This is a genomic window from Enterobacter sp. IF2SW-B1 (genome assembly GCF_001743375.1).
Taxonomy (GTDB): Bacteria; Pseudomonadota; Gammaproteobacteria; order Enterobacterales; family Enterobacteriaceae; genus Enterobacter; species Enterobacter bugandensis.
In genome coordinates this window covers 243847-269199 of record NZ_MJAA01000001.1, presented here as the reverse complement: position 1 = coordinate 269199, position 25353 = coordinate 243847, and the positions used below count along the sequence as shown (strand labels likewise).

General features: G+C 56.6%; 28 protein-coding genes. 19 read left to right on the top strand and 9 right to left on the bottom strand.

Annotated elements, in window-relative coordinates:
- The first annotated feature begins 124 nt into the window (after positions 1 to 124).
- The 8 genes from A6013_RS01285 to A6013_RS01250 all read left to right on the top strand — a co-directional run bounded on the left by A6013_RS01285 (position 125) and on the right by A6013_RS01250 (position 7794).
- Positions 125 to 853 carry a MerR family transcriptional regulator gene (locus tag A6013_RS01285; protein ID WP_069732396.1) on the top strand — a complete coding sequence of 243 codons (729 nt, stop codon included), beginning with the start codon at positions 125 to 127 and terminating at the stop codon, positions 851 to 853.
- 313 nt (positions 854 to 1166) lie between these two features.
- Entirely contained in the window at positions 1167 to 1535 is a 369-nt protein-coding gene (sufA, locus tag A6013_RS01280) for a Fe-S cluster assembly scaffold SufA (protein ID WP_041910386.1), read from the top strand.
- Between the two features lie 8 nt (positions 1536 to 1543).
- A complete protein-coding gene (sufB, locus tag A6013_RS01275; RefSeq protein WP_028012865.1) occupies positions 1544 to 3034 on the top strand; it encodes a Fe-S cluster assembly protein SufB in 1491 nt (496 codons plus the stop codon).
- A 9-nt stretch (positions 3035 to 3043) separates the two neighbouring features.
- Positions 3044 to 3790, top strand: coding sequence for a Fe-S cluster assembly ATPase SufC (sufC, locus tag A6013_RS01270; RefSeq protein WP_041910384.1), 747 nt, complete (start codon positions 3044 to 3046; stop codon positions 3788 to 3790).
- The gene (sufD, locus tag A6013_RS01265; protein WP_069732395.1) at positions 3765 to 5036 is read left to right on the top strand and encodes a Fe-S cluster assembly protein SufD; all 1272 of its coding nucleotides are present in this window, start codon (positions 3765 to 3767) and stop codon (positions 5034 to 5036) included. The genes sufC and sufD overlap by 26 nt, the downstream gene beginning before the upstream one ends.
- On the top strand, positions 5033 to 6253 hold the full coding sequence (sufS, locus tag A6013_RS01260) for a cysteine desulfurase SufS (protein WP_069732394.1): 1221 nt from the start codon (positions 5033 to 5035) through the stop codon (positions 6251 to 6253). Before sufD ends, sufS begins: the two co-directional genes overlap by 4 nt.
- A 13-nt stretch (positions 6254 to 6266) precedes the next feature.
- On the top strand, positions 6267 to 6683 hold the full coding sequence (gene sufE, locus A6013_RS01255; protein ID WP_028012869.1) for a cysteine desulfuration protein SufE: 417 nt from the start codon (positions 6267 to 6269) through the stop codon (positions 6681 to 6683).
- Between the two features lie 97 nt (positions 6684 to 6780).
- A complete protein-coding gene (locus A6013_RS01250; protein WP_028012870.1) occupies positions 6781 to 7794 on the top strand; it encodes a L,D-transpeptidase family protein in 1014 nt (337 codons plus the stop codon).
- A gap of 60 nt (positions 7795 to 7854) precedes the next feature.
- Here A6013_RS01250 and lpp read toward each other — a convergent pair whose 3' ends face one another.
- The 4 genes from lpp to A6013_RS01230 all read right to left on the bottom strand — a co-directional run bounded on the left by lpp (position 7855) and on the right by A6013_RS01230 (position 12718).
- Positions 7855 to 8091 carry a murein lipoprotein Lpp gene (gene lpp / locus A6013_RS01245; protein ID WP_001082307.1) on the bottom strand — a complete coding sequence of 79 codons (237 nt, stop codon included), beginning with the start codon at positions 8089 to 8091 and terminating at the stop codon, positions 7855 to 7857.
- A gap of 309 nt (positions 8092 to 8400) precedes the next feature.
- Positions 8401 to 9813 (bottom strand): pyruvate kinase PykF, encoded by a 1413-nt coding sequence (gene pykF, locus A6013_RS01240; protein ID WP_049000817.1) that lies wholly within the window; start codon positions 9811 to 9813, stop codon positions 8401 to 8403.
- Between the two features lie 377 nt (positions 9814 to 10190).
- Complete coding sequence (locus tag A6013_RS01235) at positions 10191 to 11336, bottom strand: PLP-dependent aspartate aminotransferase family protein (protein WP_069732393.1); 1146 nt, start codon at positions 11334 to 11336, stop codon at positions 10191 to 10193.
- Between the two features lie 11 nt (positions 11337 to 11347).
- On the bottom strand, positions 11348 to 12718 hold the full coding sequence (locus A6013_RS01230; RefSeq protein WP_069732392.1) for a cystathionine beta-synthase: 1371 nt from the start codon (positions 12716 to 12718) through the stop codon (positions 11348 to 11350).
- 400 nt (positions 12719 to 13118) lie between these two features.
- Between A6013_RS01230 and A6013_RS01225 the strand changes: the two genes are divergently transcribed.
- The 4 genes from A6013_RS01225 to fumD all read left to right on the top strand — a co-directional run bounded on the left by A6013_RS01225 (position 13119) and on the right by fumD (position 15958).
- A complete protein-coding gene (locus A6013_RS01225) occupies positions 13119 to 14141 on the top strand; it encodes a methionine ABC transporter ATP-binding protein (RefSeq protein ID WP_047365404.1) in 1023 nt (340 codons plus the stop codon).
- The gene (locus A6013_RS01220; RefSeq protein WP_069732391.1) at positions 14134 to 14802 is read left to right on the top strand and encodes a methionine ABC transporter permease; all 669 of its coding nucleotides are present in this window, start codon (positions 14134 to 14136) and stop codon (positions 14800 to 14802) included. Before A6013_RS01225 ends, A6013_RS01220 begins: the two co-directional genes overlap by 8 nt.
- Before the next feature lie 23 nt (positions 14803 to 14825).
- Positions 14826 to 15638: a MetQ/NlpA family ABC transporter substrate-binding protein gene (locus A6013_RS01215; protein ID WP_028012875.1), complete on the top strand. Its 813-nt coding sequence runs from the start codon at positions 14826 to 14828 to the stop codon at positions 15636 to 15638.
- A 110-nt stretch (positions 15639 to 15748) separates the two neighbouring features.
- Entirely contained in the window at positions 15749 to 15958 is a 210-nt protein-coding gene (fumD, locus tag A6013_RS01210) for a fumarate hydratase FumD (protein ID WP_028012876.1), read from the top strand.
- Here the strand turns inward: fumD and A6013_RS01205 are convergent.
- The 4 genes from A6013_RS01205 to A6013_RS01190 are packed head-to-tail and all read right to left on the bottom strand — an operon-like array spanning position 15939 to position 19003.
- A complete protein-coding gene (locus A6013_RS01205; RefSeq protein WP_063153882.1) occupies positions 15939 to 16625 on the bottom strand; it encodes an amino acid ABC transporter permease in 687 nt (228 codons plus the stop codon). The two genes, fumD and A6013_RS01205, sit on opposite strands and share 20 nt — an antisense overlap.
- Entirely contained in the window at positions 16609 to 17355 is a 747-nt protein-coding gene (locus tag A6013_RS01200; protein WP_069732390.1) for an amino acid ABC transporter permease, read from the bottom strand. The genes A6013_RS01205 and A6013_RS01200 overlap by 17 nt, the downstream gene beginning before the upstream one ends.
- The gene (locus A6013_RS01195) at positions 17355 to 18170 is read right to left on the bottom strand and encodes an amino acid ABC transporter ATP-binding protein (RefSeq protein ID WP_069732389.1); all 816 of its coding nucleotides are present in this window, start codon (positions 18168 to 18170) and stop codon (positions 17355 to 17357) included. Before A6013_RS01195 ends, A6013_RS01200 begins: the two co-directional genes overlap by 1 nt.
- A 2-nt stretch (positions 18171 to 18172) precedes the next feature.
- Positions 18173 to 19003, bottom strand: a complete 831-nt coding sequence (locus tag A6013_RS01190) for an ABC transporter substrate-binding protein (protein ID WP_069732621.1) — start codon at positions 19001 to 19003, stop codon at positions 18173 to 18175.
- A 241-nt stretch (positions 19004 to 19244) separates the two neighbouring features.
- Between A6013_RS01190 and A6013_RS27240 the strand changes: the two genes are divergently transcribed.
- The 5 genes from A6013_RS27240 (at position 19245) to A6013_RS01165 (ending at position 23539) form a co-directional block, all read left to right on the top strand.
- Positions 19245 to 19412, top strand: coding sequence for a hypothetical protein (locus tag A6013_RS27240; protein WP_048338863.1), 168 nt, complete (start codon positions 19245 to 19247; stop codon positions 19410 to 19412).
- A gap of 144 nt (positions 19413 to 19556) precedes the next feature.
- Positions 19557 to 20963 (top strand): DUF1996 domain-containing protein, encoded by a 1407-nt coding sequence (locus tag A6013_RS01180; protein ID WP_045630173.1) that lies wholly within the window; start codon positions 19557 to 19559, stop codon positions 20961 to 20963.
- A 91-nt stretch (positions 20964 to 21054) separates the two neighbouring features.
- On the top strand, positions 21055 to 22365 hold the full coding sequence (locus A6013_RS01175; RefSeq protein WP_248035121.1) for a sensor histidine kinase: 1311 nt from the start codon (positions 21055 to 21057) through the stop codon (positions 22363 to 22365).
- Entirely contained in the window at positions 22358 to 22969 is a 612-nt protein-coding gene (locus A6013_RS01170) for a response regulator transcription factor (protein ID WP_047368399.1), read from the top strand. Before A6013_RS01175 ends, A6013_RS01170 begins: the two co-directional genes overlap by 8 nt.
- A 90-nt stretch (positions 22970 to 23059) precedes the next feature.
- Positions 23060 to 23539, top strand: coding sequence for a heme-binding protein (locus tag A6013_RS01165; protein WP_047368400.1), 480 nt, complete (start codon positions 23060 to 23062; stop codon positions 23537 to 23539).
- Between the two features lie 36 nt (positions 23540 to 23575).
- Here the strand turns inward: A6013_RS01165 and A6013_RS26620 are convergent, their stop codons facing one another.
- On the bottom strand, positions 23576 to 23716 hold the full coding sequence (locus tag A6013_RS26620; RefSeq protein WP_003857665.1) for a hypothetical protein: 141 nt from the start codon (positions 23714 to 23716) through the stop codon (positions 23576 to 23578).
- Between the two features lie 125 nt (positions 23717 to 23841).
- Between A6013_RS26620 and A6013_RS01155 the strand changes: the two genes are divergently transcribed.
- Complete coding sequence (locus A6013_RS01155; protein WP_069732387.1) at positions 23842 to 24624, top strand: MBL fold metallo-hydrolase; 783 nt, start codon at positions 23842 to 23844, stop codon at positions 24622 to 24624.
- 72 nt (positions 24625 to 24696) lie between these two features.
- Entirely contained in the window at positions 24697 to 25332 is a 636-nt protein-coding gene (locus tag A6013_RS01150; protein ID WP_028012884.1) for a carbonic anhydrase, read from the top strand.
- Positions 25333 to 25353 lie beyond the last annotated feature (21 nt).

The window sequence follows — 25353 nt, the reverse complement described above, 5'->3', positions numbered from 1 at the left end:
AACAGGTGAAGGGAGAACGACCCCTTTCACCTGTGCAAAATGCGGTCTTAGTTATACAAATGGTTTGTACAATCTGATAAGGTTGGTGTAGTTAGGTATGGAAGTTCTGAGCGTGAGGGAGTTAATGGCCTATTACAGTATCGGCGAAGTGGCCGAACGATGCGGTATCAACCCCGTTACGCTGCGTGCCTGGCAGCGACGTTATGGATTGTTGAAGCCGCAGCGCAGCGAAGGGGGTCATCGTCAGTTTGACGATGAAGATATCCTGCGTATTGAAGAGATCAAACGCCTGATGAAAAGCGGCGTTTCGGTCGGAAAAGTAAAAGCCTTGCTGGAAAATAAAGAAGTCCTGACTCAGGGTAACTGGGTCTCGTTCCAGGAAGAGATGATGACCGTTCTGCGTTATGCCAGCCCGGCAAAGCTGCGCGCCAAAATCGGTGAGTTCCGCCGGGATCATGCCATGGATGCGCTGATTGATAACATCATTTCCCCCGTCCGCCAGCGAATGAATCAGGATCAAAATACTGTACGCCACATGGCGAGCATGCTTGACGGCGTCCTGATTGAATTCGCGGTTCTAAGCCTGGCGGAGTCGCGCAAGAAAGCGGGTAAAGATGCGTTGCTTATCGGCTGGGAATGCGATGACCGTACCCATCTTTGGCTTGAAGCCGCGCGGCTGGCGCAGCAAGGCTGGCACATTGACGTGCTGGCGGACCCGATTGATTCCCCGCGTCCTGAACTTTTCCCGGGGCAAAAAATCTTCGTCTGGACGGGAAAAACGCCAACACCGCGTCAGCAGGAACAGCTGGATCACTGGCGTGAGCAGGGTTTTAGCGTTTCATTTCACCAATAATAATCAGAGGCCTTGAGGGCCTTTTATTGTTTTAGACACTTCCAGAACAAAAGCTATCTCAAAAATAGGCATTTCCGATACATATTTTACTTTTCCTCTCTTCGCTGTTTTCTCCAACAGATAATCCATTAATTTTCAAAGTATTGAACAATTAAATCCATCCCGCCCGCATCTTCTGACAGGGTCTATGCTTAATAAAAGTAGACAAAAAGGGCGGTTTAGCCGAATGCCCCTGCTGACAGAGGGTTGAAGTGATAATCGTTATCACTAACATGGTGTTATGCCCTGATGGCTAATCAGATGAGGTGGACCTATGGAACTGCATTCAGAAACCTTCAATCCTGCCGATTTTGCCTGGCGAGGATTAACGCTCACGCCTGCGGCGGCGGCGCATATCCACGAACTGGTGGCAAAAAATCCCGACATTCTCGGCGTGCGCTTAGGCGTTAAGCAGACCGGCTGCGCGGGCTTTGGCTACGTGCTGGATACCGTCACCGCACCGGAAAAAGATGACCTGGTGTTTGAAACCGACGGCGCAAAGCTGTACGTCGCGCTGCAGGCTATGCCGTTTATCGATGGAACCGAAGTGGATTACGTGCGGGAAGGTTTAAACCAGTTATTCAAATTTCATAACCCGAAAGCCCAGAACGAATGCGGCTGCGGCGAAAGCTTTGGGGTATAGGCGGTACTATGTCTCGTAATACTGAAGCAACGAGTGATGTAAACACCTGGAGCGGCGGACACCTCAACTATAAAGAGGGTTTTTTCACGCAGCTGCAGACCGACGAGCTGGCGAAAGGCATTAATGAAGATGTGGTGCGCGCCATTTCGGCCAAACGTAACGAGCCCGAGTGGATGCTCGAGTTTCGCCTGAGCGCGTTCCGCGCCTGGCTGGAGATGGAAGAGCCGCACTGGCTGAAAGCCCACTACGACAAGCTGAACTATCAGGATTACAGCTACTACTCCGCGCCCTCCTGCGGCAGCTGTGACGATACCTGCGCCTCGCAGCCCGGCGCGGTCCAGCAGACCGGTGCCGAGAACAGCTTCCTGAGCAAAGAGGTTGAAGAGGCGTTTAACCAGCTGGGCGTGCCCGTGCGCGAGGGGAGAGAGGTGGCGGTAGACGCCATTTTCGACTCCGTCTCGGTGGCGACCACCTACCGTGAAAAGCTGGCCGAGCAGGGGATCATTTTCTGCTCCTTTGGCGAAGCCATTCATGACCATCCCGATCTGGTGAAAAAGTACATCGGCACCGTGGTACCGAGCAACGATAACTTCTTCGCCGCGCTGAATGCCGCGGTAGCCTCTGACGGCACCTTTATCTACGTGCCGAAAGGCGTGCGCTGCCCGATGGAGCTCTCCACCTATTTCCGCATCAACGCCGAAAAAACCGGACAGTTCGAACGCACCATTCTGGTAGCGGACGAAGGCAGCTACGTCAGCTATATCGAAGGGTGCTCCGCCCCGGTGCGCGACAGCTACCAGCTGCACGCGGCGGTGGTTGAGGTCATCATTCACAAAGACGCCGAGGTGAAATACTCCACGGTGCAGAACTGGTTCCCCGGCGACGGCAATACCGGCGGTATCCTGAACTTCGTCACCAAGCGCGCGCTGTGCGAAGGCGAAAACAGCAAAATGTCCTGGACGCAGTCGGAAACCGGCTCCGCTATTACCTGGAAATACCCGAGCTGTATTCTGCGCGGGGATAACTCCATCGGTGAGTTTTACTCGGTGGCGCTGACCAGCGGGCATCAGCAGGCCGATACCGGCACCAAGATGATCCACATTGGGAAAAATACCAAATCGACGATTATTTCGAAGGGGATCTCCGCCGGGCATAGCCAGAACAGCTATCGCGGGCTGGTGAAAATCATGCCGACGGCCACCAACGCGCGTAACTTCACCCAGTGTGATTCAATGCTGATCGGTGCCGACTGCGGGGCGCATACCTTCCCGTACGTGGAGTGTCGCAACAACACGGCTCAGCTGGAGCACGAGGCGACCACGTCGCGCATTGGGGAAGATCAGCTCTTCTACTGCCTGCAGCGCGGCATCAGCGAAGAAGATGCCATTTCGATGATTGTGAACGGCTTCTGTAAGGACGTGTTCTCTGAACTGCCGCTGGAATTCGCCGTTGAAGCACAAAAACTCCTCGCCATTAGTCTTGAACACAGCGTCGGTTAAGGAAAGCACATGTTAAGCATTAAAGATTTACAGGTTAGCGTGGAAGAGAAAGCGATCCTGCGCGGTCTCAATTTTGACGTCAAGCCGGGTGAAGTTCACGCCATCATGGGGCCAAACGGCTCCGGGAAAAGTACGCTTTCAGCGACGCTGGCGGGACGTGAAGATTACGAGGTGACAGGCGGCTCGGTCGAATTTAACGGCAAAGATCTTCTGGAGATGTCGCCGGAAGACCGCGCGGGTGAGGGCATCTTTATGGCCTTCCAGTACCCGGTGGAAATTCCGGGCGTCAGCAACCAGTTTTTCCTCCAGACGGCGCTGAATGCGGTGCGCAAGTATCGCGGCCAGGAGGCGCTGGATCGCTTCGACTTCCAGGATCTCATGGAAGAGAAGATCAAACTGCTGAAAATGCCAGAAGACCTGCTGACCCGCTCGGTCAACGTCGGCTTTTCCGGCGGCGAGAAAAAGCGTAACGATATCCTGCAGATGGCGGTGCTCGAGCCCGAGCTGTGCATTCTGGATGAGACCGACTCCGGTCTGGATATCGATGCCCTGAAGATTGTCGCCGACGGGGTGAATTCCCTGCGCGACGGCAAGCGCTCGTTCATTATTGTCACCCACTACCAGCGCATTCTGGACTACATCAAGCCGGACTACGTCCACGTGCTTTACCAGGGACGTATTGTGAAATCCGGTGATTTTACGCTGGTTAAACAACTGGAGGAGCAGGGTTATGGCTGGCTTACCGAACAGCAGTAATGCGCTCCAGCAGTGGCACCGGCTGTTTGAGGAGCAGGGTAATACGCGCTCCGAGCAGGCGCAGCAGCACCTGCAGCAGATGCTGCGCCTCGGCCTGCCGACGCGGAAGCATGAGAACTGGAAATACACCCCACTCGACGGCCTGCTGAACGGCGAGTTTGTGACGCGTCTGGCGGAGATTGACCCGGCCCGGCGCGACGCTCTGGCGCTGACGGTGGATGCGGTGCGTCTGGTCTTTGTTGACGGCGTCTGGCGTCCAGAACTGAGTGATGACGCCCGGGATAGCGGGTTCGATATCGTCATTAACGACGACCGCCAGAGCCTGAGCGCCCCGGTTCAGCCGGAAGTTTTCCTCTACCTGACCGAGAGCCTGGCCCGCAGCGTGACGCATATTCAGGTCAAGCGTAACCAGCGTCCGGCAAAACCGCTGCTGCTGATGCACATCACCCAGGGCGTGGAGGGCGATGAGATCAACACCGCGCACTATCGCCATCACCTTGAGCTGGCGGAGGGGGCGGAGGCCACGGTAATCGAACATTACGTCAGCCTCAACGAGACCCGCCATTTTACCGGGTCCCGGCTGACGATGAACGTTGCCGCCAATGCGCAGCTTCACCATATTAAGCTGGCGTTTGAGAATCCGCAGAGCCATCATTTTGCCCATAACGATCTCCTGCTGGGCCAGGATTCCGCGGCGTACAGCCACAGCTTCCTGCTCGGCGGCGCGGTGCTGCGCCACAACACCAGCACGCAGCTTAACGGTGAAAACACTACGTTGCGCATCAACAGCCTGGCGATGCCGGTGAAGGCAGAAGTGTGCGACACGCGCACCTGGCTTGAGCACAACAAAGGCTACTGCAACAGCCGCCAGCTGCACAAAACCATCGTCAGCGATAAAGGGCGGGCGGTGTTTAACGGCCTGATTAACGTGGCCCAGCACGCCATCAAAACCGACGGGCAGATGACCAACAACAATCTGCTGCTGGGGCGTCTGGCGGAAGTGGACACCAAGCCGCAGCTGGAGATCTACGCCGACGACGTAAAATGCAGCCACGGCGCGACGGTCGGTCGGATCGACGACGAGCAGATGTTCTACCTGCGCTCGCGCGGCATCGACCAGCAGGCGGCGCAGAAAATGATCATCTACGCCTTTGCGGCGGAGCTTACGGAAGCGCTGCACGATGGCGTATTGAAGCAGCAGGTGCTGGCCCGCATTGGTCAGCGTCTGCCCGGAGGCGAAGCATGAGTTTTCCCGTAGAGAAAGTGCGGGCCGATTTCCCGGTTCTGACCCGTGAAGTGAACGGCCTGCCGCTGGCCTATCTCGACAGCGCGGCCAGCGCGCAGAAGCCGAATCAGGTGGTGGATGCGGAAGCCGAGTTCTATCGCCACGGCTACGCCGCCGTGCATCGCGGTATTCATACCCTGAGCGCCGAGGCGACCCAGCGCATGGAAAACGTGCGCACGCAAATTGCAGCCTTCCTCAATGCACGCCAGCCGGAAGAGCTGGTATTTGTGCGCGGCACAACCGAGGGGATTAACCTCGTCGCCAACAGCTGGGGCAACGCCCAGGTGCGCGCGGGGGATAACATCATCATCACCCAGATGGAGCACCATGCCAATATTGTGCCGTGGCAGATGCTCTGCGAGCGTGTCGGCGCACAGCTGCGGGTCGTTCCGTTGAACGACGACGGCACGCTGCAGCTGGAGCAGCTTGACGCCCTGCTGGACGATAAAACGCGGCTGGTGGCGGTCACCCAGGTCTCTAACGTGCTGGGTACCGAAAACCCGGTGACAGAGATTATCGCAAAAGCCCATCAGGCCGGCGCGAAGGTGCTGATTGACGGCGCGCAGGCGGTGATGCACCACGCGGTGGACGTGCAGGCGCTGGACTGCGATTTCTACGTATTCTCCGGGCATAAGCTCTATGGCCCGACCGGGATTGGCGTGCTGTATGTGAAAGAGGACATCCTGCAGGCGATGCCGCCGTGGGAAGGGGGCGGATCGATGATCGCCACCGTCAGCCTGACGGAAGGGACGACCTACGCCCGTGCGCCCTGGCGTTTCGAGGCGGGCACCCCCAACACCGGCGGGATTATCGGCCTGGGGGCAGCGGTGTCTTACGTCTCCGCAATCGGCCTCGACGCCATCCAGGAGTACGAACAGCTGCTGATGCACTACGCGCTGCAGGAGCTTGCCAGCGTGCCGGACCTTACCCTGTATGGCCCGGCTGACCGACAGGGCGTGATTGCCTTTAACCTGGGGAAACACCACGCCTATGACGTGGGCAGCTTCCTCGATAACTACGGCGTGGCCGTCCGTACCGGGCACCACTGTGCCATGCCGCTGATGGCTTTTTACCAGGTGCCGGCAATGTGCCGCGCATCGCTGGTGATGTATAACACAATGGAAGAGGTCGACAGGCTGGTGTCGGGGCTTAAGCGCATTCACCAGCTGCTGGGCTAAGAAGAGGCAAAAGATGGCAGAACTGCCGGACAGAGACAAATTGCTGCGCAACTTTGGACGCTGTGCAAACTGGGAAGAGAAGTACCTTTATATCATCGAGCTGGGGCAGCGTCTGCCGCCGCTCGGTGAAGAGGCGCATAACCCGGAAAACATTATTCAGGGCTGCCAGAGCCAGGTGTGGATTGTGATGGAGCAGTCTGACGACGGCACTATCGCCCTGCACGGCGACAGCGATGCGGCCATTGTAAAAGGGCTGATTGCGGTCGTCTTTATTCTTTACCACCGGATGTCGGCGCAGGATATCGTCGCGTTCGATGTCCGCCCGTGGTTTGAAAAAATGGCCCTGACCCAACACCTCACCCCGTCCCGCTCCCAGGGGCTGGAAGCGATGATTCGCGCCATTCGCGCCAAAGCTGCAATCCTTAGCTAGACTTACAGAACAGCATTCATTCTGTTTCGCGAGGTGGTTCCCGCCTCGCTGGTTTTTCAGCTTTCTGGCATCCTGCCAGTGAATAAGGAATCTCAGCATGAAGCGCGCGTCTCTAATAACTCTATTACTCCTCAGTTCGCTCGGTACGTTTAATTCGGCCCGCGCGATGGACTATCCGTTGCCGCCCGCAGGCAGCCGTCTGATTGGGCAAAATCAAACCTACACGATACAGGAAGGGGATAATAAGCTTCAGACTATCGCCCGTCGGTTTAATACGGCGGCGCAGGTGATCCTTGAAACGAACAATACCATTGCGCCAGTAAACCCGGCGCCGGGTACCGTTATCACGATCCCGTCGCAGATGTTGCTGCCGGATACCCCGCGCGAAGGCATTGTGGTTAACCTGGCCGAGCTTCGGCTCTACTACTTCCCGCCGGGAGAAAATATTGTCCAGGTCTTCCCGCTCGGCATCGGACAGCTGGGGCTGGAAACGCCGGTGAGCACCACCCGCGTCAGCCAAAAAATCCCTAATCCAACCTGGACGCCAACGGCGGGCATCAGAGCGCGTTCTCTGGCCCAGGGAATTAAATTGCCACCCGTCGTCCCGGCGGGGCCAAATAACCCGCTGGGGCGCTATGCGCTGCGTCTGGGAATTGGTAATGGGGAATATCTTATTCACGGCACCAGCGCGCCGGACAGCGTAGGTCTGCGCGTCAGTTCCGGCTGCATGCGAATGAACGCCCCGGATATTAAAGCCCTGTTTGAACAGGTGCGGGTCGGCACGCGGGTACAGATCATCAACGAGCCGGTGAAATTCTCGGTTGAGCCGGACGGTAAACGTTATATTGAGGTCCACCGTCCTCTGGCGCAGGTGGAGGGCGAGAACCCGCAGATTTCGCCCATTACCCACTCGGCAGACTTTGCCACCTTTGTTTCTCAGGCCGGAAGCGATAAGGCGTTAATTGATAAAGCCCTGGCGCGCCGTGCCGGGATCCCGGTTGTCGTATCCGCGGGTAGCGGCCCGTCGGCCAGCAATAGCGTGTTGTCAGTGCAGAACAGCCGGGTGTCTGCTGCGGTAGCAGAAGAGGAAGGGGAAAAGGTAACGCAGTAGCAGTTTGACGCAGGCAAAAAAAATGGCGCACAATGTGCGCCATTTTATTAACAGGTACTATTACTTACGGTATTTAGTAGCCTGGTTGTCCAGACGCTGGTTAGCGCGAGCTGCGTCGTCTTTAGCAGCCTGAACGTCGGAACGCATTGCGTTCACGTCGTTGCTCAGCTGGTCAACTTTAGCGTTCAGAGTCTGAACGTCAGAAGACAGCTGATCGATTTTAGCGTTGCTGGAGCAACCAGCCAGCAGAGTAGAACCCAGGATTACCGCGCCCAGTACCAGTTTAGTACGATTCATTATTAATACCCTCTAGATTGAGTTAATCTCCATGTAGCGTTACAAGTATTACACAAACTTTTTTGGGTTGAGAATATTTTTTTGATGGGAATACGCCTATTTTTGATCGTTCGCTCAAAGAAGCATCGAATCAGTGCGTTTTGAGTAAAAAGCTATGTAAAAAAAGGCATTTTTCATCGGATTCATCTTAGATAAATCGCATTTAAATAGAAAAACCCGATTTGCTTTTTGAATCAATTTGGCTAATGCCGGGAATAAAAAAAGCGCCCATTGGGCGCTTTTTATCAAATTTAATTCGTTCGTGAATTATTACAGCACGTGAACGGAGGCAGTATTGGTTGTTCCGCTTGGTACCAGAGCACCAGAAACCATTACAACCACGTCGCCCTTCTGTGCCAGACCGCTTTCCAGAGCCATTGCTTTACCCTGAATGTAGAAATCGTCAGTAGAGGCGATCTCTTTGACCAGGTGCGCAACCACGCCTTTGCTCAGCACCAGCTGACGTGCGGTGGTTTCGTTGGTGGTCAGGGCCAGGATGGTGGCATCCGGGAAGTATTTACGCACTGCGCGCGCAGATTTACCGCCCTGGGTCGCAACAACAATCAGTGGCGCTTCCAGTTTCTCAGCGGTTTCTACCGCACCGCGGCATACTGCTTCAGTGATGCGCAGCTTGCGGCTGTCGTTGTTGAAGTCCAGACGGCTGGTCATCACGCGGTCAGTACGTTCGCAGATGGTCGCCATGATGCCGACCGCTTCCAGAGGGTATTTCCCTTTCGCGGATTCACCGGACAGCATTACTGCATCGGTACCGTCGAGGATGGCGTTCGCCACGTCGCCTGCTTCAGCGCGGGTAGGGCGTGGGTTTTTGATCATGGAGTCCAGCATCTGCGTGGCGGTGATAACCACTTTACGCGCGCGAACACATTTCTCGATCATCATCTTCTGCGCGAAGATCACTTCTTCAACCGGGATTTCAACGCCCAGGTCGCCACGAGCAACCATGATGCCGTCAGACGCTTCGAGGATTTCGTCGAAGTTGTTCAGGCCTTCCTGGTTTTCGATTTTGGAGATGATCTGGATCTTCTCGCCGCCGTGGGCTTTCAGGTGCTCACGAATTTCAACCACGTCGGAACGCTTACGGATGAAGGACGCCGCAACGAAATCAACGCCTTGTTCGCAGCCGAAGATCAGGTCCTGTTTGTCTTTCTCCGCCAGTGCTGGCAGCGCGATAGAAACGCCCGGCAGGTTAACGCCTTTGTTTTCGCCCAGGTCGCCGTTGTTCAGCACTTTACAGATAACCTTGTTACCTTCGATAGCGGTGACTTCCATACCGATCAGACCATCGTCGACCAGCACGGTGTTACCCACGGACAGATCGCTGGTGAAGCCTTCATAGGTGACCGCAACGATTTCGCTGTTACCAATAACGGATTTGTCGGTAGTGAAGGTGAAGGTCTGGCCCGCTTTCAGAGAGACGTCGTTACCGCCTTCCAGTTTGATGGTACGGATTTCCGGACCTTTGGTGTCGAGCAGGATCGCCGCTTTTTTACCGGTCTTGCTCATCACGTTGCGCAAGTTCTGGATGCGCTGACCGTGTTCTGCGTAGTCACCGTGGGAAAAGTTCAGACGCATCACGTTCATGCCGGCGTCCAGCATTTTGCTCAGCATCTCTTCGGATTCGGTTTTCGGGCCGATAGTACAAACAATTTTCGTCTTTTTCATGACAGTCTTAGTCTTTAAGTTGGGAAGGATATGGAAATCTCGCTCCGGGGGCGCACCACCGCGGAGTCAAACCTGTGTTGCAAAAGAGTATATGACACGCACTAAGGATAGGAGACATCAAATGAGCGTGCAGAAGAAAGTGTGCCTGAGTGACAGCCCAACGAAGGAGAGGAGAAGTTGTACGTTGTTTTTTGTATTCCAAGCGCTGAAACCATTCACCAGGGATTTGGCGCGCATTATACGCTAATTTTAAGATAAAAGGAAAATGGAAACGGTGTTTCAGAATTAATCAATGCCGTTTCACATAATATTGTTATCAAGGCGTTAAGCCATGATGACAACTTTTGGCGGCAGGTGAGCGACCTGCCGCCGTTTGCTTATTTTTGCAGCGCCTGGCTGAGGTCGGCAATCAGGTCTTTTGGATCTTCAATGCCTACCGAGAGGCGAATCAGCTGCGGCACAATGCCGTTTGCCAGCCGTTGCTCCAGCGGAATCGAGGCGTGCGTCATGCTGTAAGGCTGGCTCACAAGGCTCTCCACGCCGCCCAGGCTTTCCGCTAGGGTGAACAGCTTCAGGTTGCGAATCACCTCGCTGGCGCGTTGCGCATCGCCTTTTACCACGACGGAAATCATGCCACCGGGCAGCGCCATCTGCGTGCGGGCAAGCTGGTACTGCGGATGCGATTCCAGGCCGGGATAGAATACCTTTTCGACAAGAGGATGCTGCGCCAGCCATTGCGCAATCGCCAGCGCGTTGCTGCTGTGCTTTTCGACCCTCAGCGCAAGCGTGCGAATACCGCGCAGCGTCAGGAAGCTGCTGAACGGATCCAGGACACCGCCCACCGCGTTTTGCAGATAGCCCAGCTTGTCCGCCAGTTCCTTGTTATCCCCGACAATCGCCAGCCCGGCCACCACGTCAGAGTGGCCGTTAAGGTATTTGGTGGCGGAGTGCACCACGATATCGAAACCGGACTCCAGCGGACGGTGGATCACCGGCGACGCGAAGGTGTTATCCGCCACGCTGATGACGTTATGGCGACGGGCGATCGCCGCGATGGCCGCCAGATCGGCCAGCTTCAGCAGCGGGTTGGTCGGCGTTTCGACCCACACCATGCGGGTCTCCGGGCGAATGGCGGCCTCAAGCCCGGCCAGGTCGTCCGGCTTAACCCAGCTGACCCGCAGGCCGGTGCTGCGCTTGCGCACGTTTTCAATCAGGCGGTACGTCCCGCCGTACACGTCATCAATGGCGACGATATGGCTGTCTTTATCCAGCAGCTCGAGCACCGTGGAGATGGCCGCCAGACCGGAAGCAAAGGCGTAGCCGCGCGTGCCGCCTTCCAGTTCGGCGATGGCGGTTTCCAGCGCATGACGGGTGGGGTTGCCGCTGCGGGAATACTCATAGCCGGTATGCTCGCCGGGTGACGGTTGCGCAAACGTCGACGTGGCGTAAATCGGCGGCATGACGGCGCCGTGCGGGTCGTTGAATGCGCCGCTGTGGACGCTCAGGGTTGCCAGGTTTTTCATCGTTTAATCCTTTATTGCTGTAGACGATTGCGCCACGCGGTCAGTACGTCGCTGCGCGTAATCAGACCGAGAAAACGGTCATTGTCGTTAATGACGGCTACCAGACCGCGGTCGAAGATGGCGTGCAGGGCGCTCTCCGGGGCACGTTTATCGAGAAATTCCACCTGACGGGTCATGGCCGCCGTGACCGGCAGGGCAAAGCGGTCGCCGTCGCCGCCGATATGCCGCAGGAGATCCCACTCGTCGATAATGCCCACCACCTTGCTGTTCTCCAGGACCGGCAACTGAGAGATGTCATACAGACGCATGCGTGCCAGTACGGTGGAAAGCGTATCGTCCGGCGCGGCGGTGACGGTAGCGCCTTCATCATGGCGCAGGGCAATGTAGTCAGAGAGGTCGCCCGCCTGAGGGCGCGTGATAAGCCCCTGCTGGCGCATCCAGTCGTCGTTAAACATCTTCGAGAGATACTTATTGCCGCTGTCGCAGGCGAAGGTCACCACGCGCTTCGGCGTGGTCTGCGCCTGGCAATACTTCAGCGCCGCCGCCAGCAGCGTGCCGCTGGAGGAGCCCGCCAGAATGCCTTCCGTTTTCAGCAGCTCGCGCGCGGTGGCGAACGCTTCGCGGTCGGTGATGCGCCAGGCGCGATTCACCCCTTCAATGTGGGCCAGCGGCGGAATAAAGTCTTCGCCAATGCCCTCTACCAGCCAGGAGCCCGCGTCGTGGTAGCGTCCGGTTTCCACCTGGTCGGCCAGCACCGACCCGGCGGGGTCAGCCAGGACAAACTCCGTGTGCGGAGAGTGCTCGGCGAACCACGCCTGCAGGCCGCCCAGCGTGCCGCCTGAGCCGACGCCGACCACGATGGCGTCAATTCTGCCGTCAAGCTGCTCGTACAGCTCCGGTGCCGTGGTGGTGCGGTGCGCCAGCGGGTTGGCTACGTTATTAAACTGGTCGATGTAAAACGCGCCGGGCAGCTCGTTAGCCAGACGCCGGGCGTAATCCTGGTAATAGGCGGGGTGGCCCTTATTCACGTCCGAGCGGGTCAGCACCACCTGAGCACCCAGCGCGCGCAGGTGGAAAATCTTTTCGCGGCTCATTTTGTCGGGCACTACGAGGATCAGCGAGTAGCCTTTCTGGGCGGCGATCAGCGCCAGGCCGAGGCCGGTATTGCCCGCCGTGGCCTCAATAATCGTGCCGCCCGGCTGCAGCTGGCCGGTGCGCTCCGCTTCGTTAATCATCGACAGCGCAACGCGGTCTTTAATCGAACCGCCGGGGTTCTGGTTTTCCAGCTTCAGAAACAGCGAGCAGGGACCGGTATCAAGCTTATGCAGCTGGATCAGCGGCGTGCGGCCAATCAGTTCGGTGACGGAGTGGTAAATCGTCATGATGTTTTCCTTTCGGGATGTCATGACGGGATAATAGGGCGATGAAATTTTCTCAATAAAGAACCATTCACTGCCGTTTAGAACAGAAAGGAATATAAATACCGTTTTTGGATGTCAGGACAGCAAGACGTAAAGTTGTCTGGATGTAGGGATGGCTATATCGGGATAAAATGCTGCAAAAATGACCGTTTTTTGCGCGCGTCCGCCAGCAGATATGCATCTGGCAGATAATCATTGCTGAAATTGGTCTAAATGCTTCCCACCCGGTAAATCCGCTGTTTATTTCCGAAAGTTATAACCCATTCTTTTTTGTTCATTTAAAAGCTGATAACGCCTGTTTACTATCGTTTGGACATCCATACTGCTAAACCGCCGAGGGCGGCACGGATAACGAATAAGAATGATTGTACTGAGCAATATTTCTAAGGTTTTTGACAACGGAAAGGTCGCGCTGACCGCCGTTGATAACGTCAATTTGACGATAGAGCAGGGACAAATATACGGCATTATCGGTTACAGCGGCGCCGGGAAAAGCACGCTGATTCGCCTGCTGAACGGTCTGGAGAAACCCAGCGCCGGGAGCGTCACCATTAACGGGCAGGATATCTCCGCCGCAAAAGGTGAAGCACTGCGTCAGGCGCGTCTGAAGATCAGCATGGTGTTTCAGCACTTCAACCTGCTGTGGTCGCGCACGGTGAGTGAGAACATTGCTTTCTCTATGCAAATTGCCGGTGTGCCAAAAGCGAAGATTAAGGCGCGCGTCGCCGAACTGGTGGAGCTGGTTGGCCTGAAGGGACGCGAAAATGCGTACCCGTCGCAGTTGAGCGGCGGGCAAAAGCAGCGCGTGGGGATTGCGCGCGCGCTGGCCAACAACCCCGACGTGCTGCTCTGCGATGAGGCTACGTCCGCGCTCGACCCGCAGACCACCGATCAGATCCTCGATCTGCTGCTGGACATTAACCGCCGCTTCAAACTCACCATCGTGCTGATCACGCACGAGATGCACGTGGTGCGCAAAATCTGCGACCGCGTGGCGGTGATGGAGAACGGCAAAGTGGTGGAAGAGGGCGACGTGCTGAGCGTCTTTACCCATCCGCAGCAGCCGATTACGCAGCAGTTTGTCCGCCAGGTGAGCCAGTACGCCGAGGAAGAGACCTTCAATACTGAACTCGCAAACGATCTGGAAGGCACGGTGATCAGGCTGACCTTTACCGGACACAGCACGCATAAGCCGATTGTCGGGGAACTCACCCTGCGCTACGGCCTGCCGTTTAACATCCTGCACGGAAAAATGACGCAGACCGCCCACGGTGTTTTCGGGCAGCTCTGGGTCCACGTGGCAGCATCCGATGAACAACTGAACAATATCCTCGCCGACCTGCAGCACAGCGATATTGAAGGCGAGGTAATTAAACATGTCTGAGAACCTCTTTCCGCATCTCAAGTGGGATCAGCTCTGGGCTGCAACGCTGGAGACGCTGTACATGACCGCGCTGTCCGGCGTGGCGACCTTTGTGCTGGGCATCGTGCTGGGGCTGGCGCTGTTTTTAACCGCGCGCGGTGGCTTGTTCCACAACCGCACGGTCTACAGCGTCATTTCGATAGTGGTGAACGTGTTCCGCTCTATTCCGTTCATCATTCTCATCGTTCTGCTGATCCCGTTCACCAAGACCGTCGTCGGCACCATCCTTGGCGCTAACGCGGCGCTGCCGGCCCTGATTGTCGGTGCCGCGCCGTTCTATGCGCGTCTGGTGGAGATCGCCCTGCGCGAAGTGGACAAAGGGGTCATTGAAGCAACGCGCTCGATGGGCGTACGACTGAGCACGCTCGTATTTCGGGTTTTACTGCCGGAATCATCACCTGCACTGGTATCAGGTATTACGGTGACGCTGATTGCGCTGGTGAGCTACAGCGCCATGGCGGGGGTGATTGGCGCCGGTGGTTTGGGAAATCTGGCTTATCTGGAAGGATTCCAGCGCAACCATGGTGACGTCACGCTGGTGGCAACGGTGACCATTTTAATCATCGTTTTCATTATCCAGTTCTTCGGCGATGTCATTACTTCACTGTTAGATAAACGCTAATAAATACACACAGGAACCACATCATGAAAAAGACACTGACACTGATCGCCGCCGCAACCCTGAGCGCCCTGAGCTTCGCCTCCTGGGCCGACACCTTGACCGTGGGCGCATCCAACACGCCGCACGCCGAAATTCTGGAGCAGGCCAAGCCGATTCTGGCGAAGCAGGGTATCGACCTGGAGATTAAACCGTTCCAGGACTACATTCTGCCGAACACTGCGCTGGCGGGTCATGACATCGACGCGAACTATTTCCAGCACATTCCTTACCTGAACAGCGTGCTGAAAGATCATGCTGGCGATAAAGACTACGATTTTGTCAGTGCGGGCGCGATCCACATTGAGCCAATCGGCATCTACTCAAAAAAATACAAATCCCTGAAGGACCTGCCGGAAGGCGGCAAGATCATCATGCGTGATGCGGTTTCCGAGGAAGGCCGTATTCTCTCCATCTTCGAAAAAGAGGGCGTGATCAAGCTGAAGCCGGGCATCGACAAAGTGACGGCGCGCATCAGCGATATCGTTGAGAACCCGAAAAAACTGAAGTTCACGCCGAACGTGGAAGCGTCCCTGCTGCCGCAGATGTACAACAACGACGAAGGCGACGCGGTGGTGATTAACGCCAACTATGCGATAGACGCCGGTCTGGATCCGGTTCACGACCCGATTGCGGTCGAGAGCGGTGAAAACAACCCGTACGCCAACATCATTACCGTGCATCGCGGCGACGAGAAAAAGAAAGACATCGTCGCGCTGGTGAATGTGCTGCACTCCAAAGAGATTCAGGACTGGATCCGCACCAAATACAAAGGCGCGGTCATTCCAGTAAACAACTAATTATTTGATTTTCCAGATGAAGCCCGGCGAGAACCTCGCCGGGCTTCTTTTTTGTATCCGGCGGGAGAATCATTTAAGCTCAACGTTTAACAGGCAATGGAGTGATGACGATGGGTAACGTGACCAAAGATGAAGCGCTGTACCAGGAGATGTGCCGGGTGGTCGGAAAGGTGGTGCTGGAGATGCGTGATTTAGGGCAGGAGCCGAAGCATATTGTCATTGCGGGCGTGCTGCGCACGGCGCTGGCGAACCAGCGCATCAAGCGCAGCGCACTGACAACCGAAGCGATGGAAACGGTGGTTAAGGCGCTGGCCGGCTAACGCGCCAGCGTTTCGCGACCTGTTCAAGCGAGCAGCAGAGCAGGTAATAGACCGCACCCGTAAAGATAAAGATGGCCGCCGGGTAGATTTGCACCCGGTTGTTGACCTGTCCCGCCACCGTGGTTAGCTCCGGGACGTTGACGATGAATGCCAGCGACGTATCCTTCAGCAGGCTGATAAAAATTCCCACCAGCGACGGCAAAATATTTCTCAGCGTCTGCGGCAGCAGCACGCGCCACAGGGTTTGCTGCGTGCTGAACCCCTGAGACAGCGCGGCCTCGTTTTGACCCGCTGGGAGCGCCCTGAGCCCGGCAAAAACCGAATGCATCACCGATGCCGCCGTAAACCAGGCCAGCGCCAGCGTCACGGTCAGCGCCCCCGGCAGATCCCCGCCGGTGATCAGCGGCAACAGGTACCACATCCAGAAAATCACAAAAATCAGGGGAATACCGCGAATCAACTCCGCCCACAGAAAAAGCCCCCTGCGCACCAGCCCAGGATAGCGCCAGGCGAGGCACGCCAGCGCCACGCCGCCGGGAAGCGCAAGCAGGACGGCCCCTGCGGCCATCAGCAGCGAAAGCAGTACGCCGCCGGGTTCACCCGCTGCCGTTCGTCCCCACAGCAGATAATCCAGGTTTTCGACAATAACGTTAAATCCTGCAACCATCTTTTTTCCTCCCTGAATGCGGACCGACGCGCACCAGCACCATCCCCATGACAATGCCGGTAAGCAAATAGAGCACCGTACCGACGATAAACGCCTCCATGGCGTGGGCGTTGTAACTTTCAATCTGCCGGACCTGGTAGGTTAGCTCAGCGAAGCCAATCCCGCTGGCGAGCGAGGAGAGCTTCATCAAGTTGAGGTACTGGCCGACAACGGGCTGCCAGGCGTTGGCGAGCCCCTGCGGCAGAAGGATGTAGCGAAATAAACGCCACGAGGAGAATCCTTGCGCCAGCGCCGCTTCCTGCTGTCCGGCAGGAACAGAACGCAGTCCCGATGCCGCTTCCTCAATTAAAAACGCCGAGGTAAAAACGCCCAGCCCCCAGGCAGAACATAAAAACTCAGGGGTAAACCACCAGACGTCGCCGGGCAGAATTGACCAGCTGTGATCCGCATTCACCGCGTCTCGAAAGCCCTGCGGTAACCCGTTCCAGGCGGCGAAATACCAGAACAGCAGCTGCACCAACAGCGGCGTATTGCGAAACAGCGATACCCAGCCGCTGACGACCGCATTCCCGATGCGTCCACCGGAAAGACGCAGGAGCAAAAAGGTCGGTGCAAGCAGGCTGGCGATCAGGCCCCCCGCCAGCGTCACCCACAGGGTGGTGAGAAATCCGGAGAGTATCCACTGCAGAGGCTGTCCGGCCAGCACGCCCTGCCAGTCGAGGGCGGGCATCAGAGGTGCTCCTGGTGCAGCGGGTTCAGCACTTTTTGCAGGAAACGCTGCGCCCGGGGATGCGACGGTTGACGGAAAAATTGCCCCGGCGGCGCGGTTTCAAGAATCTGCCCGCCGTCGATAAAGACAATCCGGTCGGCAATTTCCCGGGCGAACTGCATCTCATGAGTCACGACAATCATGGTGATCCCGCTATGGGCAAGGGCTTTCATGACGAATAACACTTCGCCAATCATCTCCGGATCGAGCGCCGACGTCGGCTCGTCGAAGAGGATGATCTGCGGCGACGAGGCCAGGGCGCGGGCAATCGCCACGCGCTGCTGCTGGCCGCCGGAAAGCTCCGCGGGGAAGTGGTGAGCCTTTTCCTGCATTCCGACCTTCTCCAGCAGCGCCAGCGCGCGCTCCTGAGCTGGCTTTGGCTTCCAGCCGTGCACATGCTCCAGCGCCAGGGTGATGTTCTGGCTGGCGGTGAGGTGGGCATACAGATTGAACTGCTGAAACACAAATCCAACGCGGCTGCGCAGCTGACGCAGCCTGCTGCCGGAAAGCTGCCCGGTCGGCTTGCTGTCGACCAGGATTTCCCCGCCGCTCAGGGTTTCAAGCTGATTGATAAGACGGATCAGCGTTGATTTACCCGAACCGGAAGGGCCGAGAATAGCAACCACTTCACCGGGCGTGATGGTAAGGTTAATGTCGCGTAAAACCTGATGGTCGCCGTAGCGTTTGTCCACGTGACGAAACTCAACGCTGGCCTGTTCCAGATGTGAAAAATCCGCGGCACCGGCCGCGGAGTGGGAAAATAAACCTGAGAGCATAATTACCTGGCTTCTATTTTAAAGGCGCGAGGCTGTGGAGCGGGCGTGTTTGGGCCAAACCAGACGTCATAGATTTTTGCCGCCTGACCGTTCTTCTCGAGATTAACCAGCTCATCGTTGACGGCTTTCAGCAGCGCTGTTTCACCTTTCTTCACCCCGACGCCAATTTCTTCTTTACTGAGCAGATCGGGCAGGATTTTGAAGTTCGCTTTATCCGGGGCCTGTGCCAGCAGGCCTGCAAGAATTGTGCTGTCCTGGGTAATGGCCTGTACGTTGCCGTTGCGCAGCGCCGTCAGCGCCAGAGGAATGTCGTCATAAGCCAGCACGCGGGACTGCGGGAAACGCTGGTGGAGCGCCTGTTCACCCGTGGTGCCTTTGACCGCGCCAATGCGCGCCCGGCTGTATTCATCCAGCTTATCGGGTGATTTGGCGGGAACCAGGAACTGTTGTCCGGTCACGAAATAGGGGGTGGAGAAATCAATCACCTGCGCGCGTTCCGGGGTGATGGTGATATCCGCTACGATCAGATCTGCTTTTCCGGACTGAAGCAGCGGAATGCGGTTGGCCGGATTGGTGGCAACCAGTTCAAGCTTCACGCCGAGTGATTTTGCCAGTGCTTTGGCAAAGTCCACGTCGTAACCCACGATCTCGTGCGTTTTTGCATCAATTGAGCCAAACGGTGGGTTGGCGTCAAACGTGGCGACTTTCACCACCCCCGCGGCCTTAATATCCTCCAGCCGATCGGCCAGCACCTGCGCTGAAAACAGGCTCCCGGCGGCCAGTAATCCCAGAACTGCCGTCCCTTTTTTAAACCTTTTCATCTTTGCTGCCATAGTCATCGTTCGTCCCGTTGTTTTTGTTTTGCACCGTTACGCTCCCATAAGCAAAAGCTATCGCCAAATAAGAAAATGTTCTTTGCTCTATACAAAAAAGCATTAGTGAACAGTGTGTTACCGGCAGGTAAATGTAAGGAGCTATTTGCACGTCCTGCACATCGACTGCCGGAATTGATATTTCCGCGGCCAGGAAACGCGTGCTTAACTCAGGGCTGGTGAAGCGAGAGGGGTAAAGGCAATGAAAAAATGGATCGGCACGCTACGGCGGTTTTTTGCGACCCGGTCAGCGAATGCGGAGAACAGCGCGCAGCGTGTTCTGGAGTCAATACTGCCTGTTGCCAGCCTGTATGGCGTGGACGTCGCTAACATCGACCCGGAGTGGTTCCATGATAAAACGTCACGCTGAACTTCGCCGCACGCGCGAAACGTACTGGAATGAGCTGTGCGTGATCCGTGTAAAGCAGGGATGAACGGAAAAATACGCGGGCAAATCCTCGGTAAACCCTGGCCGTTTTGATACCAATATCTCCTTTCTCAGAAGGAGATGATAATGAAACGGACAGTATTAACCCCGGCACTTTCTGCCACCGCACTACTGATTGCCATGCAGGCGGCGCACGCTGCGCCACAGGCACACGTCGTCTGCGGTTACTCCCACACGCTCGGCGACGATGCCATTATGATGCACGGCATGCCCAACGAGGCCATGCTGCACGATTTTTTTGGCAACGTGCAAACGGATGCCTTCTCCAGCCGTGAATCGCTGCGTAAAGATGAAAAGACCACCTGCGATAACAAAGCAGACAGCTCGGCCTACTGGGCACCCTCTCTGAAATTGCCTGACGGAACGGTGGTCAAACCCGCCTATCAAAAAACCTATTATCAGGCATCGAACGTCGACGCCTGGCCGCTGCACCCGTTCCCGGCGGGGCTGTCGCTGCTGGCGGGCGATCATCACGGTACCGCCCCGAATCCACATATCACCTTCCTGTGCGCTAACGGCAAGGGCTACACCACCAAAACGGGTGAGGTCTGCGGCTTACGCAAGGCGAACGATGCCGTGCAGTTTAATATTGGCATTCAGTTTCCGAACTGCTGGGACGGGGTAAATCTTAAGCCCGCTCACGGTCTGGCCAACGCCACCTACGACACCAAAGGGCAGTGCCCGTCCGACTTCCCGGTGAAAATTCCCACCGTGAACATGAACATTGCGTACGTGCTCCCGACGATTAGCTCGCTTGATACCAGCAAAGCGCAGCTTTCCCTCGATCCCATCATGCACGGCAACGAGCGTGAAGAGCGGTGGGGGAGCCTGTATACGGCGCATGCTGATTTTATGAACGGCTGGACGGAAGACGCCGCGCGCTTTATGACCGACCTGTGCATGAACCGCGGTCTGGACTGCGGCACCACCGTTCCGTATGGTTATTCAAAAGCGAAGGCCAACGTCTGGCTCAGCAGCCTGGAGCCCGCGCTTACCCAGCCAGAGCCCCAGGTCCTGCTGGTGCAGGATAACTGGCAGAACGGCGGGCGCACCAAAAACAGCGAAACGCTGTCGCTGGTGAAGTTTCACATTCCCCCGCTGCCTGCCGGACAGGATCCTTCGCAGTTTAAATACCGCGTGCGGATTTATGGCGGGAAAGTGGAAACCAACGGCGCGGATCAAATTTTCTTCTATCCGGCAAGCAACGACTGGGATCCGGCCAGCGTGAGTTGGCAGTCGCGGCCAGCCTGTAACTATCGTTCGGATGCGGTGCTTTACCTTAACCACTCCCGCGAATACCGGATGGTGGACGTGGATAAGGCGGTGCGCAAGGCCCTGGCAGAAGGGAAAACCGAGATTTCGTGGTACATCGGCGGCGATCGTCAGGGAAATCACTACCAGTTTGAGACGGCGTCTTCCCCGCAAAGCCTGATCCTGATGCTGACCGGCTTTAGCAAAACGCCGGAGATCTGATTACGCCCGCGTTTTTTTGTTCTCATCAACGTTAACTGGTAATGTCGACAGCCTGAATGACGGGCCAGTTAACGCGATGAGCATAAAAAAGATGATAAAGCGCAGCATCGCTGCGTGGGTGGTGGTCTGCCTGATAAGCGGCGTGCTGCTGTATGCGGAACAGATACGCCGCCAGTTCTGGGAGCGCGACCGCGAGTTTACGGCGCTGTATTCGGGGATCGGCGCAGTGCTGACGCAAAACGAGTCGGTACTTCCGCTTCTCACCGGCGATGAAGACCTCACCGCGTTACGCAAAAAATTCCCCCACATTAAGGCTCTGGAAAAAACCACCGGTCGCGCGCTGGACGCCGCCCGCGTGGAGCCTTTTCGCGGCGTTCAGTACTGGCTATACAACCCGTGGCGGCAGATCCGCATCCTGATCGACTTAAGCGCGCTGCTTGCGCCGAGCCATAGCTTTGCTGAGCTGCATCTGAATCTCTCGAATGACGATCGGCCGCGGTCAACGGGCGCTTTCTGGCACTGGCAGCGCACCTTCCCGCAGCATACTCAGCCCTTTATTCTCACTGCCGCGGCAGATCCGGACTGGTTCAGGGTCTCCTGGCTGGCGTATCCGCTGCTGTTTCTGACGTGGGGGATAGTGATTGCGGGCGCGGGAACCGTGCTCTGGCAGCGCAAACAGCGCCAGCAGGCCGAGCAGCGTGCGCTCTATTATCAGCACGCCAGGCTTAACACGCTGGGAGAGATCACCGCGGGCATCGTCCATGAAATCAACCAGCCGCTGACCGCCGTGCAAACCTGGATCCAGGGGGCGCAGCGACAGCAGCAGGATAATCCGCAGGCCGTGTCGCAGGCGCTCGCGGCCGCGCTGCTGCAAACGCAGCGTATCAGCGCCTTGCTGACCCGGTTTCGCGAGCATGTGGTACAGGAAAAGGTGACCCTGCGCGAAACCGATCTGGTGCAGTGCTGGCAGCAGGTGGAGAATTTACTGGAGCACGAGCGTAAATCCCGACGTATCGCAGTTATTCATGCGTTTGCTGTGGATGCTACGACTGTAATGGCGGACCGACTCTGGCTGGAGCAGATCCTGCATAATCTGCTCAGCAATGCGATTCAGGCGCAGCAGGAGAGCGCGGACGGCTGGGTGCGAATCGACAGTCAGAAAAATGAGAAGGGCATTCTGGTTACCCTGACCGACGGCGGGCCCGGGTTTAGCCCGGATGCCCTGCAGAACGCATTTATGCCATTCTTTAGCGGACGCCCCGGCGGAATTGGGCTGGGAATGACGTTAACGGAAACGCTGATGACGCGCATGAACGGCTCGATCGCCCTGGGCAATGCCCCGCAGGGTGGGGCGCAGATCCGCTTGCAGCTGGCAGCAGGAAAGGAGTTAAAACATGGATAAGGTGGTCTGGCTCATTGATGACGACGAGTCCATCAGAGAATCCCTGTCGTTTTTACTGTCGGGGATGGGCTGGCAGGTTAAGACGTTTGCGAGCGTCGAGGCTTTTACTCAGGCGCAGAGCGGTGAATCGGCGCTTGTCGGCTGTCTGCTGCTGGATATGCGCATGCCGGGTAAAGGTGGGCTGGCGTGGCTGGAAGAGGGCGAATGGCCGTGGCCGCTGCTGCCGGTCGTTGTCATGACCGGACACGGAACGATCGACGCCTGCCGTCGCGCGTTTCGCAACGGCGTATTTGAGTTTTTCACCAAGCCGTTAGACGCCGATAAGCTCATCGAAACGGTTGGGCTGGCCTTTGAGGAGAGTCAGCGGCGGTCTGCCGCCTGGCAGGATATTTCGCAGATCAAAGCACGCTTTGAACAGCTAACCGCGCGGGAGCACGAGGTACTGACCGTACTGATGGAAGGGTGCAGTAATAAAGAGGTGGCAGCACGCCTGAATCTTTCCCCGAGAACCGTGGAAGCGCACCGTGCGGCGGCGTTTGCCAAGCTCGGCGTCACCAGTCTGGTACAGGCGAGCCGGGCGTACGACAAATTGCAATCCGTATAACTACCAGGTGGAGTGCGTAATCAACCGAATTACGTTTCATCGCGCCGTTAAGTAACCTCCGGGATGTCTAACAACACGCGAGGAAGTGCGATGAAAAAAGTCATGATGGTTGCGGCACTGGTCGCAGGTAGCGTAAGTCTGGCCGCACAGGCCGAGACGTTGACCCAAAAAAATCTCTCTCTGACGCAGGCTAACGCACTGGCAACATCCGCCATTCAGTCCTGTGCAGCGAAAAATTACCAGGTCGCGGTCACGGTCGTTGACCGTGCGGGCGTGGTAAAAGCGGTGCAGCGTATGGATAACGCCGGTCCTCACACGGTTAAAGCCAGCGAAATGAAAGCGTTTACGGCGCTCAGCGCTAAGAATGCGTCAGGCAAAGTGATGGAAGCGGCGCAGAGCAATGCGGGCGCACAGAACATGCGTGATATTCCTGGCTACCTGCTGCTGGCAGGTGGTCTGCCGGTAAAAGAAGGCGATGAGGTGATTGGGGCGATCGGCATCGGCGGCGCGCCGGGCGGTCATCTTGATGAAGCCTGCGCTCAGGCGGCCATTGACGGGCTGAAAAAGTAATATAAAAAAAGCACCGGTTTACCGGTGCTTTTTTTATCAAATCTTGCAGGCATCACCGCAGTCGTCGTCGGCAACAATCGCCTGCGCTTTTTTATCCGCGTCGTCCAGACGTTCCGCGTTACGCTCTTCCGCTTCATCCAGACCGTTAAAAACTAAGTTATCGAGATCAATTTCCATGTTGCACCTGCTCTGTTCGGTTTTTGATACTGGCACAGTATAGGGTAAAAAACGTCGGCAATGTACCTCGCAGCACATAAGGATAATCCCTGCCATACTCAGTGCTTTATCACCGAGGAGCGCTCATGATTACACTCTGTAAAACCTGTGGTACCTCCTATGATGGAAAGCCGGAGAGATGTCCGATTTGCGAGGATGAACGCCAGTATGTCCCGGTCAGCGGTCAGGCGTGGATTGATTACGCGACGGTGACGGCCACGCACGTGAATAAATGGCAGCAGCTGGAGCCCGCGCTGTTCAGTATCAAAACGGTTCCCGCTTTTGCGATTAACCAGAGGGCGCTGCTTCTGCGCACCCCGCACGGCAATATTCTTTGGGACTGCATTGCCAACCTTGACCCGGCAACCCAAACGCTCATCACCGCGCTCGGTGGCCTTCACGCCATTGCGATTTCGCATCCGCACTATTACACCACGATGCAGGAGTGGGCCGCGGCTTTCGATGCGCCAGTCTACCTGCACGCCAGCGACCGCGAATGGGTGATGCGCAACAGCCCGGCGATTCATTTCTGGGAGGGGGAGGCGCTGGAGATTTGGCCGTCCGTCACGTTGCTACGTCTCGGCGGCCATTTTGCGGGCGGAACGGTGCTGCACTGGCAGGAGGGCGAGGGCGTTTTGCTGGCGGGGGATATTTTGCAGGTCACCCCGGGGAAAGATGCGGTGTCGTTTATGTGGAGCTACCCGAATATGCTCCCGCTGCCTGCCCGTACGATTGAGGACGTTACCCGGCGCCTGGCGGGAAAATCGTTCGCTCGTCTTTACGGCGCATTCGAAGGGCAAAACATCCCGGCGAACGCCGACGACATCGTGCAGCGGTCGGGCCAGAAATATATTGCTTGTCTCAGGTAAAGTACGGTGGGTAAACTTTACGAGTGTGATCGCGATCATACCTAAACGAAAACAGATAAAAGAGAAATTGCTATGCAACATATCATTGAAGGTTTTCTCAGCTTTCAAAAAGAGATTTTCCCGCAACGTAAAGAGCTCTTTCGCAGTTTAGCGTCCAGCCAGAATCCCAAAGCGCTGTTCATCTCCTGCTCCGACAGCCGTCTGGTTCCTGAACTGGTCACCCAGCAAGAGCCGGGACAGCTTTTTGTCATTCGTAATGCTGGCAACATTGTCCCGCCTTTCGGGCCGGAGCCGGGCGGCGTATCTGCAACTATCGAGTACGCGGTGGTGGCGCTGGGCGTGACGGATATCGTGATCTGCGGCCACTCCAACTGCGGCGCGATGAAGGCAATTGCCGATAACGCCAACCTGGAGCCAATGCCAGCCGTATCGCACTGGCTGCGCTATTCCGACGCGGCGAAAGCCGTGGTAGAGAAGAAAAGCTGGGATAAGCCGATCGATAAAGTGAATGCGATGGTGCAGGAGAACGTGTTTGCGCAGCTGAGCAACATCAAGACCCATCCGTCCGTCGCGGTGGGCCTGCGTAATAACTCACTTCGTCTGCACGGTTGGGTGTATGACATTGAAAGCGGCAAAATCCTTGCCCTGGATAAGAACACCAAAACGTTCGTATCGCTGTCGGAAAACCCGGAGGTCTTCTTCGAGTAATCACCGATAGCAGGGCATGGA

What these genes read in the sequence shown, in the direction of transcription:
- A6013_RS01225 (WP_047365404.1), top strand. Translation starts at nt 13,119, where the DNA reads ATGATTGTACTGAGCAATATTTCTAAGGTTTTTGACAACGGAAAGGTC.
- sufS (WP_069732394.1), top strand. Translation starts at nt 5,033, where the DNA reads ATGAGTTTTCCCGTAGAGAAAGTGCGGGCCGATTTCCCGGTTCTGACC.
- sufC (WP_041910384.1), top strand. Translation starts at nt 3,044, where the DNA reads ATGTTAAGCATTAAAGATTTACAGGTTAGCGTGGAAGAGAAAGCGATC.
- sufB (WP_028012865.1), top strand. Translation starts at nt 1,544, where the DNA reads ATGTCTCGTAATACTGAAGCAACGAGTGATGTAAACACCTGGAGCGGC.
- A6013_RS01195 (WP_069732389.1), bottom strand. Translation starts at nt 18,170, where the DNA reads ATGCTCTCAGGTTTATTTTCCCACTCCGCGGCCGGTGCCGCGGATTTT.
- A6013_RS01170 (WP_047368399.1), top strand. Translation starts at nt 22,358, where the DNA reads ATGGATAAGGTGGTCTGGCTCATTGATGACGACGAGTCCATCAGAGAA.
- A6013_RS01155 (WP_069732387.1), top strand. Translation starts at nt 23,842, where the DNA reads ATGATTACACTCTGTAAAACCTGTGGTACCTCCTATGATGGAAAGCCG.
- A6013_RS01175 (WP_248035121.1), top strand. Translation starts at nt 21,055, where the DNA reads ATGATAAAGCGCAGCATCGCTGCGTGGGTGGTGGTCTGCCTGATAAGC.
- sufD (WP_069732395.1), top strand. Translation starts at nt 3,765, where the DNA reads ATGGCTGGCTTACCGAACAGCAGTAATGCGCTCCAGCAGTGGCACCGG.
- A6013_RS27240 (WP_048338863.1), top strand. Translation starts at nt 19,245, where the DNA reads ATGAAAAAATGGATCGGCACGCTACGGCGGTTTTTTGCGACCCGGTCA.
- A6013_RS01180 (WP_045630173.1), top strand. Translation starts at nt 19,557, where the DNA reads ATGAAACGGACAGTATTAACCCCGGCACTTTCTGCCACCGCACTACTG.
- pykF (WP_049000817.1), bottom strand. Translation starts at nt 9,813, where the DNA reads ATGAAAAAGACGAAAATTGTTTGTACTATCGGCCCGAAAACCGAATCC.
- A6013_RS01220 (WP_069732391.1), top strand. Translation starts at nt 14,134, where the DNA reads ATGTCTGAGAACCTCTTTCCGCATCTCAAGTGGGATCAGCTCTGGGCT.
- sufE (WP_028012869.1), top strand. Translation starts at nt 6,267, where the DNA reads ATGGCAGAACTGCCGGACAGAGACAAATTGCTGCGCAACTTTGGACGC.
- A6013_RS01200 (WP_069732390.1), bottom strand. Translation starts at nt 17,355, where the DNA reads ATGCCCGCCCTCGACTGGCAGGGCGTGCTGGCCGGACAGCCTCTGCAG.
- A6013_RS01190 (WP_069732621.1), bottom strand. Translation starts at nt 19,003, where the DNA reads ATGGCAGCAAAGATGAAAAGGTTTAAAAAAGGGACGGCAGTTCTGGGA.
- A6013_RS01215 (WP_028012875.1), top strand. Translation starts at nt 14,826, where the DNA reads ATGAAAAAGACACTGACACTGATCGCCGCCGCAACCCTGAGCGCCCTG.
- A6013_RS01205 (WP_063153882.1), bottom strand. Translation starts at nt 16,625, where the DNA reads ATGGTTGCAGGATTTAACGTTATTGTCGAAAACCTGGATTATCTGCTG.
- sufA (WP_041910386.1), top strand. Translation starts at nt 1,167, where the DNA reads ATGGAACTGCATTCAGAAACCTTCAATCCTGCCGATTTTGCCTGGCGA.
- A6013_RS01150 (WP_028012884.1), top strand. Translation starts at nt 24,697, where the DNA reads ATGCAACATATCATTGAAGGTTTTCTCAGCTTTCAAAAAGAGATTTTC.
- A6013_RS01250 (WP_028012870.1), top strand. Translation starts at nt 6,781, where the DNA reads ATGAAGCGCGCGTCTCTAATAACTCTATTACTCCTCAGTTCGCTCGGT.
- lpp (WP_001082307.1), bottom strand. Translation starts at nt 8,091, where the DNA reads ATGAATCGTACTAAACTGGTACTGGGCGCGGTAATCCTGGGTTCTACT.
- A6013_RS01165 (WP_047368400.1), top strand. Translation starts at nt 23,060, where the DNA reads ATGAAAAAAGTCATGATGGTTGCGGCACTGGTCGCAGGTAGCGTAAGT.
- A6013_RS26620 (WP_003857665.1), bottom strand. Translation starts at nt 23,716, where the DNA reads ATGGAAATTGATCTCGATAACTTAGTTTTTAACGGTCTGGATGAAGCG.
- fumD (WP_028012876.1), top strand. Translation starts at nt 15,749, where the DNA reads ATGGGTAACGTGACCAAAGATGAAGCGCTGTACCAGGAGATGTGCCGG.
- A6013_RS01285 (WP_069732396.1), top strand. Translation starts at nt 125, where the DNA reads ATGGCCTATTACAGTATCGGCGAAGTGGCCGAACGATGCGGTATCAAC.
- A6013_RS01230 (WP_069732392.1), bottom strand. Translation starts at nt 12,718, where the DNA reads ATGACGATTTACCACTCCGTCACCGAACTGATTGGCCGCACGCCGCTG.
- A6013_RS01235 (WP_069732393.1), bottom strand. Translation starts at nt 11,336, where the DNA reads ATGAAAAACCTGGCAACCCTGAGCGTCCACAGCGGCGCATTCAACGAC.